Source organism: Streptomyces sp. NPDC058195, assembly GCF_042883525.1.
GTDB lineage: Bacteria > Actinomycetota > Actinomycetes > Streptomycetales > Streptomycetaceae > Streptomyces.
Map to the genome: position 1 here is coordinate 46176 of NZ_JBHVVM010000028.1, position 13858 is coordinate 60033.

Here is a 13858-nt window from a genome sequence, read left to right on the forward strand (position 1 = left end):
TCCGGCGAAATGACTATGCGGATGGGCTGTCCGTGGCCGGGGACGGCATCGCTTCCGTCGTGGGCGCCGGAACACTCTCGGTGGAGATGTGCGCTTTCCGCCAGGGCAGGAGCAGCGCGCTCGCCATGCACAGCAGGCCGGCGATGAGCAGAGCGCCGCGGACCCCGGCCGCGGCACCGATGAAACCACCGGTGATCATGAAGGCTGCCTGGCATGTCTTCGAGCCGACAGACCAGGAGGTGCTGACGCGGGACATGAAGGCGTCCGGTGTGGCCGCCATCCGGTACGTGGTGAAAGACGGATTGAAAACCCCGGCAGAGAGAAGCAGGCCGAAGTCGGCTGCCACGATGACGAACACGCCGAGGGCACCGGACGGCGTCAGAGGCATGAGGATCATCCAGAGCGTGCGCGCAACACCGGACAGCAGCAGAATGCGACGCTGCCCAAAGTGCCGGGTGAGCAGCGGGGCCAGACGGGAGCCCAGCACGCCGCCCAGGCACGGCAGCCCCAGAGCGAGTCCGTATTGCCACGGTGCCAGTTCGAGGTCTTCCAGCATGAGGACGGCCATCAGCGGTGAGGCCATCATGATGGATCCGCCGAAGAGCAGGGCGTTGAAGAACAGCGGACGCAGTCCTGGGTGGCGCAGGAGGTACTGCCAGCCGGCCGCGATGTCGCGGCCCAGGTGAGCGGTGGCGGCGCGGGCCGGTGGCACTGGTTCTGACTGCCGGATGCGACGGATCCCCAGGGCTGATCCGAGGAAGGACAGTGCATCGACCACCAGGGTGGCGGCCGCGCCCAGTGCTCCGATCAGGAGCCCGCCGATGGGCGGGCCGGCGCTGACACTGATCCAGTTGGTTGTCTCGAAGTGGCTGTTGGCACGAAGGCGGTGTTCGGGCAGGACAAGTGCCTTCAGGTGTGCCCCGCTCGCCGCGTCGAAGGCGACGGAAGCCGCCGTCTGAAGAACGCCGACGACACACAACTGGGTGAAGGTGAGCTTGTCGAACGCCATGGCGACCGGAATGCTTGCCAGCAGCGCGCAGCGGGCCAGGTCGGCGGTGACCATGACCGGCCGCTTGTACCGGTGCTCGATACGCGCACCGAGCGGTAGAGCGATCACCGCGCTGGCCACCGCGGACAACGCAGCGAGCACAGAAACCTGGAACGCCGAGGAGTCCAGCACCAGGAGGGCGATCAGCGGCAGCACCCCCATGCCGACGGCGCTGCCCGCTGCGCTGACCGCGTAGGCGCCCCACAGCCGCCGGAAGTCCTGCCCGAGCGTGCTCCGCCGTACCAACCGAGCCTCCTGAGGTACGAAAGCGCTCAGCGTAGTGAATCGGATCACCCTCCATCCCGTAATCAGGCCACCACCGGAAGCACCTCGAAGTGAGATCAGAAACAGGTACTCGTTCTCTTCTCCTCATATGTCGTTCGGCCGTCCCGCTGAGATGAGGGGACGAAGACGGGGCGGGGCAGGGCTGGCTCCTGCGGTCGTCCCTCACACGCCTGGTCAGACCCCTTCGTGGCCAGGGCGTTCAGAGCGGTTTTTCCTGTTCTTGGTGTGGGTTGGGGGACGTCGGTAGACTGCTCCGCCGAGGTGGCGCCGGGCTGGTGGGTCCGGCGCCTTCCCACTTCTTCGCTTCCTGCTTCCCGGCCCGAGGGCCGGGAAGTCCGACAGACCGTCGAGGACGGCGTGGGCCGCGATGTTGCGGGTGACGTGGGTGTCGCGGTCGGTCCGCAGTCCGCACGCGTAACGGTGGAACGCCCTGTCGGCCAGCGTCAGACGTGGGTATTGCCATCCGCAGGCCGAGCAGGTCTTGCTGGACGGCCACCAGCGGTCAAGGACCGCGAGCCGGGAACCGCACCAGGAAGATGTGCAGGTGAGCTGGCGGCACAGCTCGCCGGGGGCGGTGCCCAGGGCGGGCCGGTTGACGCCAGCCTCCCGCCTGACCTTCGGGCCGGGGGCCGCTGTGGTGCCCGGAGCCGGTCATGCCCGCGGCGTTGAGGTCCTCGATCGCGACGACGGCACAACGGATGGCGAGCTGCTTCGTCACCATGTGCAGTGCTGTGTCGCGCCGGACTGCGACTTCCTGGTGAAGACGGGCGGGCGTCACGCTGGCGGGCCTTGGCCCGGCGTGCGGAGCCCTGCTGCGTCCGGGACCGCCCCCGCTGGGAATTGATGAGGCGCTTCTGCGCGCGGCGTCCGTGGCCACGGACGCCCGCCTGGCGATCACGGCCGACTACCTCGATCTCCATGGGAGAGCGGGATCGCGGTCAAACGACGAGGGGACCTGGCTCGTACACGCTTCCTGCCGCCGTGGACGCCCCATCCGCCAACGCAGGGGCACAGCACAGCCCTCCCGAATCGCCCTGTGGGTTTGCGTGAGCCGTGTGCCGCGGTGAGTGGCTCGCACGGTCGTGAGAGCGGCGGCGGGGTAACCCGCCGCTCCTACCTGGCCATAGCTCTATGACTGCGTGTTCGGTTTACCCAGCCATGCGTTGATGATCCGGATCGCGACGTCGCTGACTTGCTGGTCACTCGTGTCGATGACTTGTGTGTCGGCCGGGTCCGATTGCCCCATCTGGTCAAGCTGCTGGATCGTCCGGCGGAGCTGGTCGCTGGCGCCTGAACCGATCTCTCGGCGATCGATCCTGGCCTTGAGGGTGGGGAGGCCAGCGATCAGGCGGATGGACGTGATGTCGGCGTTGGGGACGGCGTCGGAGATCCAGGGAAGTTCGCTGCCGAGATTGGTGAACACGCCCGTGATGAGAAGCCGCGTGTGGCCGAAGGCTGCAAAGTTGGCCCAGAGCGCGGTGAGGTTGCGACGGGCCAGCTCGCTGGGTTCCTGCCCCGCTGGTGGCCAGGGATGGACGCGGTCCAGTTCATCAGAATCAATCAGAGCGTGGGAGACGTTCAGCTCGGTGAGGCGACGAGCGACCTCGTAGGCGGTCGAGGACTTGCCTACACCCGCGGGACCACAGATGACCAGCACTTCAGTTGTGGGCATGGCTGGGAGTGTGGCGGGGGCGGCCTCCATCCACCAGGTTTTTTCCTAGTCTCTGACCGGCAACGTTCACCGGTTTGGCATGGATGAACGGAAAGCCAGGCAGGGCGGAGCCGATGTCTGGGCTACGGCGCTGAGGGAGCGCGCTGTGCGGTGAGCACGGGCTGGTAGTACCCGCTGGAGGCCGGACTGTGCCAGGTGATGCCGGTGAAGCCGGCTTCAGCCACGAACTCTGTCAGCTGTGGCGTCGTCAGTGCCCAGCAGGTGCTCCGGCGGACTCGGACATGCCAGGTGTTCTCCGCGGGGATGAGCTGGAAGTGCTCCTGGTCGTAGCGCTCGCCGTCTTCGTGCCAGTGCCACAGCTGGAAGGTGATCGCTTGGCCGTCGCGTGTTTCCGTGACCTGGGGAGGTGTCGCCGTGGGTCTGGTCCGGCGCGTCTCGTCGTAGGCCCGGACTGTGATCATCAACAGTCCGTCGTCTCGGAGTACCCGTCTCATGCCGAGGAGTGCCGCCCGGAGATCTGGCCCGGAGAGCAGGTGCGTGAGCGAGTTGTCCGCGCAGAGAACGACGTCGAATAATGCGTCTTTGAAAGGCAGTTGGCACATGTCGGCCGCAGCGGTCGGAAGCAGGCTGCCCCGGGCCGCCGCCTCGGTGGTGGCGCGCGCGGCGGCGACCGGGCTCAGGTCGCTGCCGATGACCTGGTGCCCGGCCAGAGCCAGGCCGATGGCCTGGGTTCCGATCCCGCACGAGCAGTCCAGCACGCTGTGCGGTCCTGCGCCGAGAGATTGGCGCAGGAGCCCGCCCAATACCTCGGCCTGGTAGGCCATGCTCGCGTCCCAGTCCCGGAACAACAGGTGGTAGTCGCGGGCCAGATCGTCGTAGAAATCCCGCACGGAGAGCTCCGACATGTATCCCACCGTAGTGCGTGGCCGCCGGGGTGTGCGGACAGTTTTAGGCAGCGGCCGCCTGTCTTCGGCCACCCCAGCGGATGCCCTTCTCACTGCGGACACGGGCGCGTTCGCGGCGCTGGGCGGCCAGCACGTCAGGGTGGCGGGTGTTCGCGTTGCCCCAGCGGAGGTAGGCGTGCAAGGAATCGGGGCTGTGCGGTGTGGGTGGGATGGTGGGAGTTGGCGATGGCGAACTGCCGCAATGGTCCGGAGCGGGCCTCAATCGGGTTGGCCCAGGGCCCGTACGTCGGGGTAAAGCACAGCTCGACCCGCTTCTTCTTTGCCCAGCTCCGGATGGTCTTGCCCTGGTGAGCGGAGAGGCTGTCCAGGAGGACGCAGATCGGGGCACTGTCCGGGCGGGCCGCGCGGATCGGCTTCAGGACGGCCACGGTGTTCACAGCGCCCTTCTTCCTGCGGTTGACGGCCCACAGAGTGTCGTCACCGACGGGGAGTAGCAGCCGTGGAAGCATTGGTCGGGCGGGTGGTGGCCGTCTGCACGACGAAGTCCTCGTCGTCAGGACTGAGCAGGCGGGGGCGGCCTCCCGCCTACCGAGGGTCCAAGCAGGCCAGACCAATCTCGTTGAGCCGATGGATCACGTCTTGAACCGTGTCCTCGTCGGTCTGCACCAACTTCGCGATCACCGGCACCAGGCTCCCGCCAGCCGAGGCGAGCAACATCATCGCGCGCCGGTAGCGCACCGAGCTGGTGCTGCCCCGGCGCACGATCTGCTGCAGCCTCTGCCCCTCCTGCCCAGTCAACCCGCGCACACGGGCAGGCTCAGCCACCGCACCCCCAGCGATCGGACCGGACGTCACCGCTCACCCAACCGCTCGGACACCCAACCGGGCGAACCTACGTGGTCAGAGCACTGGCTCAAACACAAGAACCTCAATGTCCTGGGCCGCTACAGCTTCACCGCGGCCACTCCGGCCGCCGACGGCCTGCGACCGCTGCACGACCCGGCCGCAGGCGGGCTCGACGAAGACAACGAGGAGCAGACCGGCTCGGAGTCTTCGCTTGGGCGCGGGGTCGCTGCCCCCCGGGGGGGGCACGCCGCCGGGATCCGTCCTGTGCCCCGGGGGCGGGCGCCTCGGCGCATGCTCCACTGAGCGAGCGGCCGCAGGAGGTCCACCAGATCCTGGCCGTCCGGGGCCAGTTGGTAGCGGATCCGCACCGGCGTGGTGGGGATGACGGTGCGTTCGATCAGGCCAGCCGCCTCAAGTTCTTTCAGGCGCTGGGAGAGCAGCCGGTCGGAGACGCCGACGATCAGCGCCCGGTACTCGCCGAAGCGGCGGGCGCCCTGGGCTGCGGCCTGGAGGACCGAACCGGTCCAGCGGTGTCCGATCAGTTCGAGGGCGCCCTCGAAACTCGGGCAGGTGTCGTCATGAATCGCATCACCGACGGAGGGCGGGGAGAGCTTTGAGCATGTCGCCGTTGACCAGGACGACGAGGCACCCGCAGCCACCGGTGCAGTACTCGACCTCGCCCTCGGACGTGCGGTGGCGGGATCGCAGCGTCCACCACCGCGCTGCCCCTTCAGCCAGCTCATGGCAGACGGGGCAGCGGTCCGGTGACGGCGTGACGGTGGCCGAGGGTACGGATGTCATGCCACCAACATGCTGTCACTGTCTATAACACTTCAACCATTACATCGATCAGATGGTTCAGCTGTCAGGGGTGCCGGTCCGGGCCTCCGGCGCGAAAGGCCGTCCAGCCCGCCGCACCGACCAGGCACCGGCCAAAACGACCAGCGCGATCGCCGCCACCTGGCGTACGGTCAGCTGCTCGCGCAGCAGAAGGAAACCGACGGCCGCCGCCACGGCCGGGCTCAGCGCGAGAAGCACCCCGAAAGCACGGGCATCGATACGCCGCAGCACCGTCATGTCCAGCGCGTACGGGATCAGCGAGGACAGAAGAGCCACAAGGAGACCGGTGAGCAGAGCCGCCGGGTGGGCAGCCACCGCAGCACCGTCCGTGACAGCGGAGACCGGGGCCAGGACGCAGGCACCGCAGGCCAGCGCCAGCGACAGGCCCGTCCAGTCGGGGAACAGCTGTCCGACCCGTCGGCTCAGCACCACATACCCGGCCCGGCACAGCGCGGCGGCACCTCCCAGCACCAGCCCGGCGGTCGGCAGCAAGGCACCCGGGCCCGTCAGCAGCAGTACGCCCGCCAGTGCCAGCAACGCCACCGCGAGATGCTCCAGTCGGCGGGACAGAGCGATCGACAAGGCGAGCGGGCCGAGCAGTTCCACGGTCGCGGCCACGCCGATCGGCAGGTGGCTGATGGCCTGGAAATACGCCACATTCATGGCCGCCAGGGCCAGGCCGAGCGGGATCACCGCACGCCACTGCACCGCCGTGACCTTGCGCGGCGACGGCCGGACCAGCAGCCAGAGGATCACTGCGGAGAAGAACAGCCGCATACCGGCCAGAGCCGAGGGGCCGACGGACGCGTAGGCCTCCTTGGCGACAGCCGAGCCTGCCTGAAGACTGGCGATCTGGACCAGCATCAACACCGGCGCCGTCGCGGCCCCCTGCCACGGCAAGCGGACAGCCCTCACCATCATGCCTCCGAGATCTCGTCATATCCGGTGACGCCCGGCAGGCCACGACGGCCCTACGGCGCTTCAGCCCGCCGCTCCGGTGCGTTCCGGGTCCACACGATGATGTAATGGACTTATGCAGTTCAACCATTACGGCGGTGAAGCCGCCCGGCTTGCCGCTGACCTGGTCAACCTGACCGAAGCACCGCATTCCGCAGAGCTGGAACCGATCCTGGCCGCACACGGCGTGGTGAACCGCACGCTCACCCCCACGCAGACCGAGGCCATCTGGACATGGAGCCGGCGCCTGGCCGTATGTTTCGGGCGACAGGACCTCGACGAGCGGTGCGACGCGGTCAACGCGCTCCTCGCCGACGCTTCGAGCCGCCCCCGTATCTCTCTGCACGACGGACGGCCCCATCTGCACTACAGCGCCCCCGGCGCCGACCCGGCCGCACACATCCGCGCCATCACCGCGGCCGGACTCGCCTACGTCATCTGCTCCGCCGACGCCGAGCGGCTGGGTCGCTGCGCACGACGCGACTGCGCGCTGGCATTCGTCGACACCTCCCGCAACGGCAGACGCACCTACTGCTCAGTGCGCTGCGCCAACAATGACGCGGTGGCCCGCCACCGCGAGCGACGCAACGGAAGCACGACACCGGCAACCAGACCAACCACACCACGGGCATAGCGACATGCGGTCGGCAGGCCAGGCGCCGCGGGTAGCGGCGGTCGGCGCAGCGGTCTGCCGACGCACCGCAGGGTGGACACCGCTCGCCTGGTTCGTCGAGGAGCGAGCAGGCCCCGCGCAGGAAGCTCCCTCCGGCCGTCCGACCGATCAGGATGCGCCGCCGGTTGCACCACGCGCACGGCGCAGGGGTCGGCAGAGCTGTTCTGTAGTGCTGTGACCGCGCAGGCTCACCAGGTCCCGGCGGTCAGGGTGAGCTCCGCGTCGGGCTGGGTTGGTCCGGTCAGCCATGCAGGGAGCCTGTCGCGCTCCGGCTCTGCGACGATTGCTGAGTGAGCAAACAAGAGTGGGATGCATTGACCACGTCTGAAGAAGCCTTCATGGTCAATTCCTATGAGATCGACATCCTGCCTGGCGTCTGGGGCGATCTCGACGAAGCCGACCAGTCCCGACCGGTCAGCGAGCTGGCGGGAATCCTGCTCGCTCTCATCGATCGTGGGTGGATCGAGGTCCGCCGACTCGCGCCGTGGACCTCCCCCGCCGGCAAGAACGGCTTCCAGCCCGGCGAGCTGGTGCCTCGTGTTCAGCTTCCGGCGATTCTCGAAGACGCCACCAACTGGGAGTATCCCGAAGACGGGAACTGGATTGGCGCGTTGACCCTGGTCGAGACCGAAGCCGGAAAGAAGATCACTCGTCTTTCTCCCGAGGAGATGGCCGAGTAGGCCGTCATGGCGGGAAGCCTCAGGCCGCGGCCAACGGCCGGTCGCCCAGCGGAGGCCGTTCTCGCTGCGGATGCGGGCTCGTTCGCGGCGCTGGGCGGCCAAGAGGTCGGGGTGGCGGGCATCGGTATGGCGCCAGCGCAGAGGGTGGTGCGGCTCGCGGGTCCGAGCGGTGTGGTCCGGGCGGTTCGAGTTGGCCAGGGTGACCACCGTCATCGGGGCCTGTAGCTGAAATGATCACCCTGAACCGAGGCGACCGCATCGCCGTTCATCCGGCTGCCCGTTCGCTCGCACCGCTGCCGTACCCGGACTCCATGTACTGGCGCAGCGCCTCCCGCCCTCCCGGAACGAAGCACCATTCGTCAACGGCTTCGCGCAGTTCAGCCACGGTCAGCCAGTCGTGCCATTCGATCTCACCCGAGTCGGGGACCAGGATTTCCGAGATGACGGCCTCATGCACCCCGAGCCAGATGGGGCTGATTCCCTCCCGATAAAAGATCTTGAACAGGAAGCGCACCGGCGCACGAACCCCCAGCTCTTCGGCCAGCTCGCGGACCGCCGCCTCCTCGTACGACTCGCCCACGTCCACGGCCCCGCCGACCATCGCGTCGTAGGAGCCCGGAAACCGGGACAACGTCTCGGAGCGCCGCAGCACCAGGATCCGGCCTCCGTGATCACGGCAGATCGTCGCCGCGATGCGATGCGGCCAGTTCTCACGCACCGCCTCGTCCCGTTCGACGATCCTCAGCACACGGTCGTGCTCGTCGACGTGCTCAACCAGTTCGCTCATGGATGCAGGATCTCCGCCCTCACTGACAGCTCGCCCCTGCACACAACAGTGATGGGTGATCTGCACCGCTTCCGTAACTCCGAGATCGCCGTCTTCGGACGGGCAGCCAGCGGGGCGACCAGCGCCTGGCCGAAAGTGCCGCGCTCCTCAGCCTGCGAGCGAGCGATCTCGATGAGGTGCCGGAACTCGTCCCTGTCCCTGACGCGGCGACCTGTCCCCCGAGTACGGCAGGCGGGCCCGTGAAGCGACGGAGGACTGCCAGAGTCCTCCGCGTATGCTGCGGCACATGGGCGTGATCGTGGAGTACGTGAGGCTGGCACCTGGCGAGCTCGGCCGGGCCGCCCAGGCTCCGGGGCGTGCCGCGGGCTGGAGGCCGACATGGATGCGTTGACGGTTGCGGAAGACGCTGAGGAGCGCTTCGCCTGGATCGACGAGCTGGAGGAGGACTACCTCCTGCCCACCGTCGCGGTAGTCGCCGGCGTGGGGCGGGACGAGGTGATCCGCCGACTGCGCGGCGCTCCGGAGTCCGGTCGACGCCTGACGGTACGACAGGCCGCCGACGAGACGGCTCGCGTTGACCGGGACGTGGATCTGGTCGGGATCGGGATGTTCGGCGACCTGGTGTTCGTGGTGGAATCCGCTGGCTACACGACTGCGATTCCGGGGGTTCTTCGCGATCTGTCGCGCGGTGGCAGGTGCTTCAGCGTGCAGATCGACATCAACGGAGGAGATACCGTCCACTACGCGGTGGACGGCGAGCTGGTGGTCTACGAAGAGCACTACGGACCGGTCCATCCGCTGCGGGCGGGAGATCCACGCTGGGATGCCGAGTGGTGCCAGGGGCTGATCGATACGAGTGACGAGACGGAGCTCTGGGGTGTGAAGATCTTCGCGCTGATGGAGCGAGTGATGGGTGCCGCCGTCCACCCCTCGTGGTTCACCGAGCCGCTCGACACGTTCGCCGTTCCGGTCGCCTCCGGGTATGCGAACACCCCCGCCTGGAACATGCCCTGACGCGACTGCAGTGCCGCAGGCCGCGCGGCGGTCGGCTTGATCGGTGGTCCGGCCGGAGATGGGTGAACAGCCCAGGGGCGGAAGACCCCCTCCCCCCGTAGTCCGAGAACCGGCCCCGACTGCGCGCCCACCAAGGACGGAACGGACGACCGTAAACGGCACAAACTGCGCGACCGGGCCCTCAAGGGCCGCGAACTCACCGGCGAGGAAGCCGCATGCGCCGTGCTCGATGGTGTCCACCAGGCCGTCGCGCTTCTCCCCGTCGTCACCGACGACTCGGCTACCGCGCGCCCCTGGTGAAGATCATCACCGGACCACTCCGGACACCGGGCGCACCCCGCCCGCGGACGGACACCTGACGGCGGACATCACCCGCCTCGGAAGAGCTGACCGATGCCGTGCTCCCCCATGCACCGCCGGGCAACGGGAAGGGCGCGCGCCACCTTCGCCACCTGCGCCAACCACATCCGGGCGCTGAGCCCACGCAACGCCGAACTCGAAGCGGAGACCGGGTGCCGGTCGGGCAGGCCGGTGCTGACGCCTCCGGAGGATGCCCCTGGTCATCCGGCGCTCGGATTCGATGGTGACGCTGATCGATTCATCCTTCCGGCAGAGCCACCTGTCGGGTGACCGACGCTGGGGCTGATGTGCGTGGAGTGTGCCAGCGCGGAGCAGCACCCGGTTCAGCTTCCGAGGCGGTGTGCAAGGTGGAGCAGATCCGCCAGGTACAGCACCCGTTCGCCGAATCCGGGGAGGGGAACACGGAGCTGCTGGGTCCAGCGGGCGGGAATGGCGTCCAACCCGTAGCGAGCCCCCGCGAGACCCCCGGTCACCGCGGCGACGGTGTCCGTATCGCCGCCGAGGTCGATCGCCGCGCGGACCGCTTCTTCGAAGCCGTCGGTGGTGCGCAGGGCCCAGACCGCGGAGCCCAGGCAGGGCCAGACAGCACCGTTGAACTCGGTCGCCTGATCGGGATGCCAGTCGGGCGCGAGGACAGTGGCGTATCGGCCACGGTGGTCGGGGTGGACAAGGGCCAGGATGTCCGGGAGCGCGGCAAGAGGGTCGGTGTCCTCAAACACGACGCGGATGATTTCGTGGAAGATCGCGGTGCCTTCCCAGGCCGCGCGGTCGCCGTGGGTCAGGGCAGCGATCCTGCGGGCCGCTTCCATGGTGGCTTCCTGGCCGGCGGCGGCGAAGTGGACCGCGGAGGTCGATGCCCGCATCAAGGCACCGTTTCCCGCTGCTCGCTGGCTGACCTGGAAATGGATCGCGGCGGCGAGGTCCCAGGGCATGCCATTGGTCAGGACGTCTCCGGTCTGCAAGCCGATGTCCTTCGGTTCTGCTGCCGCCCACCGCTGGAAGCGGGCGAAGATGTCCGGCAGATCCAGCCCGCCGCGCTCCAGCAGCGACTCAGCGACCAGGACGGCCATCTGCGTGTCGTCCGTCGCCTCTCCGGCATCCCAGCCACCGCCTCCGCACATCTCGTCACCGGCGCCAGGAGCGGGAAACCGCGCCGAGAACGCTCCCCGTGGACCGAACTCGAAAGGGCCGCCCAGCGCGTCGCCCACCGCTGAGCCGACAATCACGCCCGCGGCCCGCTGAGTCCACTTCATTGGCGCAGGCTATCCGCGCCGGGCAGGCGGCCGTGGCCGTCCTGCGCTTCGGCTCCCGGCCATCGGTGGCGAACGCATCGCGTCCCGTGCGGCCTGAGGCACCCTGAATCCGAGACACCGGCGCGGATTTACACAACGGCATCGAGTACGGTGCCGGGGCACAGGGCCATGCCCGCGACGGCGACGGCCATCCCGTGCTGTGCGACGGCCGGACCAGCGGGCGTGGCGGCTCGCCGTCGTCCGCGAGGGCTGGAGCCTCACGACTCCCGGCATCGGGTCGCCGGCACCTGGGTGCGGCTCTCCAGGCAGACCGAGGCCGACGGTGCGCGTGCCCCGCGCGGGCATGAATCGCCGTAAGAGAGCACTGTGTCCCGGCGAAGGTGCTTGGTAAGTCAGTAGAGGATGATGGCGTGTTGGTCACCCTAGGCGCAGTGCGGCCCGCCCCGTGGAGGCCGGTGGCCGTCCGCGTGTATGCGGCGGTGGGCACCGTTGTGGTGCCGTGGCGGGGAGCCCCTGAGGCAGTCGGGCGAGAACACCACATTGAGTGGTCCGTGGATGAGGACATCGCCTGGACGGTGAACGCCTGGCCAAGTGCCTCCGGTGTCTCCGAGCTGCTGGAAGACGGCGACTTCATCGTCTTTCGCGGGCAGCTCGGCCTCTTCGAAGACGGAGGGGCCGCACTGGACGTGGGTGGCACGCAGATCCTGTTCGATCTTGCCGACCCGCCGCTGCCGGAAGGTGCGGACGGATCGTGGGTCGAGGTTCGTGTGGTACGGGACCACGTCACCGTCTGGCCCTGCGGGATCTGACTGCGGGAGGACGATCAGGTCTCACGCCAGTTCGGGGGGTTCACGGGCGAGTCGGCGGCTTCCCTTCGGCCTACTCATGAACCACCGCCGCCCGGCCGGCGTCTACGACGTCCACCCCTACCGCGCCGAAGCCGTGATCCGCATCGCGGTGATCGATCTGATGATCGCCGCGCCAGGGGCAAGCCGCGCCGCCGATCGTGGTGTGGCTGGTGCGGCCGGGGACGTGACCGGTGCGCCGGAGGTCGTCGAGGTCCTGGAGCAGCGGGCCGGGCTGCGGCGTTTCATGCCCCGGTCCACGAAGTTGCCCGCGCCGGACCTGCCGGCGATCCGCCTCGGTACGGTCGGTGATGTCCGGGCGCAAATCGCGGCACGGCTGGCTCCGGCGCTGACCAGCTCGCGCCGGGCGGCGGCCGGTGCGCCGCTGGACATGGGCGGCGGACTTCGGCTCCTCGGCTGGACCGCCGTAGGCCACTGGCTCCGCCCTGACCCCACGGCGCACCGTCGGGCGGCCGGGACGCGGAGCGCGGGCTCGGCCTGGTCCGCGCCAGGGGCCAGCGGCGGGGCGGCGGCTCGTACAGTGCCGCCGGTGCTCGCGCCCGGGGACACCGCCCTGAGCGGGAGCACTCAGCGCGGCGCCCGGCGGAACTCTCCAGCGGGGGTTCTCAGCGGGTGTGAGGACCGCTCACTTGCCGCTGTCCTCGGCAACGGTGTGCGCGACGAGGGCATTGGCGTGGCCGTGGCCGAGTCCGTGCTCGGCCTTGAGCCAGGAGACGAGCTCCATGTGCTTGGTCAGCGGCGAGGACCGGATCAGGTCCTTCCATTCCGCGACGGGGCGTCCGTACTTCTTCTCGATCGACGGGAAGTAGCTGGCAGGGCCCTTGACCGGTTCCTTCATGTCGCCTTGTCCTTTTCGGTCCATCGTTGATGATCTTGGATTGTTTCTTTATGTTCGTCCGGCCCGCAAGTGACCTGACTCTTTCGGTATCCCTTACAACAACCGGGGCGCCGGGGCCGTGATGAACAGCCGGGCGAATACCGCGGTGAGCCAGAGCAGGCCGAGCCCCGCACCGGCCGTGAAGGCCAGCACCGTGGCCGAGGATCCCGCGAACCCCGCGAGTATTCCCGCCGGCACGAGGCGGCAGGCGAGGACCCAGCCACGCTGCCCCCGGGCAGCGAACACCCGCGCCAGCATGAACGAAGCGACGCACCAGGCAAGGAAGCCGATCATCCCGCCGAGCATGTGGACGACTCCGTGCGCGCTCAGGGAGCCCGCCGCCTCCTGCGGAGTTCCGGCCGGGAATCCCGCGCCCGCGTCAGCGGCGAACACCCCGCAGAGCAGGAACGAAGCCCCGAAGACCCCGACCAGCCAGGGCACCCGGACACCGCCGGGCCCCCCGCTCAGCACCCGGCGCATCCCGATCGCCCCGGCGATGATCAGCGTTCCGGTGAGCGCGAAGCTGGTCATCTGTATCCAGCCCAGGGCGCCGAGGCCGAGCTGGCTGATGGCGTTACGGGTGAAGTCGAAGCCCTCCCTGGAGAGCCCCTGGATCACGCCCGCCCCCAGGAACAGCGGTCCCGCCGCGGCCCCGGCAGCCAGCAGGGCACGTGCGTCACCCCGGGGCGATGACACTGAGGCGGTGGCGGACGGGGCGCTGCCGGTCTGGGTCATGGGAGTTCTCCTCGCTCGCAAGCATCCTGTACAGAACTGGACGGTTCAGTACTCATGAAC

Annotated in this window: 15 protein-coding genes and 3 pseudogenes; 4 read left to right on the forward strand and 14 right to left on the reverse strand. The window is 68.7% G+C overall.

Going from position 1 to position 13858, the window contains the following annotated elements:
* Positions 1-13 precede the first annotated feature (13 nt).
* The 8 genes and pseudogenes from ACFVWY_RS28195 to ACFVWY_RS28230 form a co-directional block, all read right to left on the reverse strand.
* On the reverse strand, positions 14-1294 hold the full coding sequence (locus ACFVWY_RS28195) for an MFS transporter (RefSeq protein WP_389877373.1): 1281 nt from the start codon (positions 1292-1294) through the stop codon (positions 14-16).
* 213 nt (positions 1295-1507) lie between these two features.
* On the reverse strand, positions 1508-1915 hold the full coding sequence (locus ACFVWY_RS28200; protein ID WP_389877472.1) for a zinc ribbon domain-containing protein: 408 nt from the start codon (positions 1913-1915) through the stop codon (positions 1508-1510).
* A gap of 547 nt (positions 1916-2462) precedes the next feature.
* On the reverse strand, positions 2463-3005 hold the full coding sequence (locus ACFVWY_RS28205; RefSeq protein WP_389877375.1) for a hypothetical protein: 543 nt from the start codon (positions 3003-3005) through the stop codon (positions 2463-2465).
* A gap of 122 nt (positions 3006-3127) precedes the next feature.
* On the reverse strand, positions 3128-3910 hold the full coding sequence (locus tag ACFVWY_RS28210) for a class I SAM-dependent methyltransferase (RefSeq protein ID WP_389877376.1): 783 nt from the start codon (positions 3908-3910) through the stop codon (positions 3128-3130).
* 43 nt (positions 3911-3953) lie between these two features.
* Positions 3954-4735, reverse strand: a pseudogene (locus ACFVWY_RS28215) (helix-turn-helix domain-containing protein).
* A 320-nt stretch (positions 4736-5055) separates the two neighbouring features.
* Positions 5056-5415, reverse strand: a pseudogene (locus tag ACFVWY_RS28220) (winged helix-turn-helix transcriptional regulator); the annotation flags it as partial.
* Positions 5345-5557: a hypothetical protein gene (locus ACFVWY_RS28225; RefSeq protein ID WP_389877474.1), complete on the reverse strand. Its 213-nt coding sequence runs from the start codon at positions 5555-5557 to the stop codon at positions 5345-5347. The gene ACFVWY_RS28225 and the pseudogene ACFVWY_RS28220, both read right to left, overlap by 71 nt.
* A 57-nt stretch (positions 5558-5614) precedes the next feature.
* Entirely contained in the window at positions 5615-6460 is an 846-nt protein-coding gene (locus ACFVWY_RS28230) for a DMT family transporter (protein ID WP_389877378.1), read from the reverse strand.
* Positions 6461-6629: 169 nt separating this feature from the next.
* On the opposite strand from ACFVWY_RS28230, the gene ACFVWY_RS28235 reads away from it, so the two are divergent.
* Together ACFVWY_RS28235 and ACFVWY_RS28240 are read left to right on the forward strand one after the other, a co-directional pair.
* A complete protein-coding gene (locus ACFVWY_RS28235) occupies positions 6630-7187 on the forward strand; it encodes a CGNR zinc finger domain-containing protein (protein WP_389877380.1) in 558 nt (185 codons plus the stop codon).
* A 329-nt stretch (positions 7188-7516) separates the two neighbouring features.
* Complete coding sequence (locus ACFVWY_RS28240; protein ID WP_389877381.1) at positions 7517-7906, forward strand: hypothetical protein; 390 nt, start codon at positions 7517-7519, stop codon at positions 7904-7906.
* A gap of 45 nt (positions 7907-7951) precedes the next feature.
* On the opposite strand, the pseudogene ACFVWY_RS28245 reads toward ACFVWY_RS28240, so the two are convergent.
* A pseudogene (locus tag ACFVWY_RS28245) lies at positions 7952-8122 on the reverse strand (IS630 family transposase); the annotation flags it as partial.
* 49 nt (positions 8123-8171) lie between these two features.
* A complete protein-coding gene (locus ACFVWY_RS28250) occupies positions 8172-8693 on the reverse strand; it encodes an NUDIX hydrolase (RefSeq protein WP_389877383.1) in 522 nt (173 codons plus the stop codon).
* 378 nt (positions 8694-9071) lie between these two features.
* On the opposite strand from ACFVWY_RS28250, the gene ACFVWY_RS28255 reads away from it, so the two are divergent.
* On the forward strand, positions 9072-9707 hold the full coding sequence (locus tag ACFVWY_RS28255) for a DUF6461 domain-containing protein (protein ID WP_389877385.1): 636 nt from the start codon (positions 9072-9074) through the stop codon (positions 9705-9707).
* A gap of 683 nt (positions 9708-10390) precedes the next feature.
* On the opposite strand, the gene ACFVWY_RS28260 is transcribed toward ACFVWY_RS28255, so the two are convergent.
* Complete coding sequence (locus ACFVWY_RS28260) at positions 10391-11320, reverse strand: ADP-ribosylglycohydrolase family protein (protein ID WP_389877386.1); 930 nt, start codon at positions 11318-11320, stop codon at positions 10391-10393.
* Between the two features lie 551 nt (positions 11321-11871).
* Here ACFVWY_RS28260 and ACFVWY_RS28265 point away from each other — a divergent pair.
* Positions 11872-12129 (forward strand): hypothetical protein, encoded by a 258-nt coding sequence (locus ACFVWY_RS28265; RefSeq protein WP_389877388.1) that lies wholly within the window; start codon positions 11872-11874, stop codon positions 12127-12129.
* Positions 12130-12199: 70 nt separating this feature from the next.
* Here the strand turns inward: ACFVWY_RS28265 and ACFVWY_RS28270 are convergent, their stop codons facing one another.
* From ACFVWY_RS28270 to ACFVWY_RS28280, 3 genes are all read right to left on the reverse strand, one after another.
* Positions 12200-12601, reverse strand: a complete 402-nt coding sequence (locus ACFVWY_RS28270; protein ID WP_389877390.1) for a hypothetical protein — start codon at positions 12599-12601, stop codon at positions 12200-12202.
* A 210-nt stretch (positions 12602-12811) separates the two neighbouring features.
* Positions 12812-13024 (reverse strand): DUF4287 domain-containing protein, encoded by a 213-nt coding sequence (locus ACFVWY_RS28275; protein ID WP_389877391.1) that lies wholly within the window; start codon positions 13022-13024, stop codon positions 12812-12814.
* A 93-nt stretch (positions 13025-13117) separates the two neighbouring features.
* Positions 13118-13798 carry a DUF998 domain-containing protein gene (locus tag ACFVWY_RS28280; protein ID WP_389877393.1) on the reverse strand — a complete coding sequence of 227 codons (681 nt, stop codon included), beginning with the start codon at positions 13796-13798 and terminating at the stop codon, positions 13118-13120.
* Positions 13799-13858: the final 60 nt, after the last annotated feature.

Bases quoted from the DNA above. Each gene is read 5' to 3' on its own strand.
- ACFVWY_RS28250 (WP_389877383.1), bottom strand. From the start codon at position 8,693: ATGAGCGAACTGGTTGAGCACGTCGACGAGCACGACCGTGTGCTGAGG.
- ACFVWY_RS28210 (WP_389877376.1), bottom strand. From the start codon at position 3,910: ATGTCGGAGCTCTCCGTGCGGGATTTCTACGACGATCTGGCCCGCGAC.
- ACFVWY_RS28225 (WP_389877474.1), bottom strand. From the start codon at position 5,557: ATGACATCCGTACCCTCGGCCACCGTCACGCCGTCACCGGACCGCTGC.
- ACFVWY_RS28205 (WP_389877375.1), bottom strand. From the start codon at position 3,005: ATGCCCACAACTGAAGTGCTGGTCATCTGTGGTCCCGCGGGTGTAGGC.
- ACFVWY_RS28235 (WP_389877380.1), top strand. From the start codon at position 6,630: ATGCAGTTCAACCATTACGGCGGTGAAGCCGCCCGGCTTGCCGCTGAC.
- ACFVWY_RS28255 (WP_389877385.1), top strand. From the start codon at position 9,072: ATGGATGCGTTGACGGTTGCGGAAGACGCTGAGGAGCGCTTCGCCTGG.
- ACFVWY_RS28280 (WP_389877393.1), bottom strand. From the start codon at position 13,798: ATGACCCAGACCGGCAGCGCCCCGTCCGCCACCGCCTCAGTGTCATCG.
- ACFVWY_RS28230 (WP_389877378.1), bottom strand. From the start codon at position 6,460: ATGCTGGTCCAGATCGCCAGTCTTCAGGCAGGCTCGGCTGTCGCCAAG.
- ACFVWY_RS28275 (WP_389877391.1), bottom strand. From the start codon at position 13,024: ATGAAGGAACCGGTCAAGGGCCCTGCCAGCTACTTCCCGTCGATCGAG.
- ACFVWY_RS28260 (WP_389877386.1), bottom strand. From the start codon at position 11,320: ATGAAGTGGACTCAGCGGGCCGCGGGCGTGATTGTCGGCTCAGCGGTG.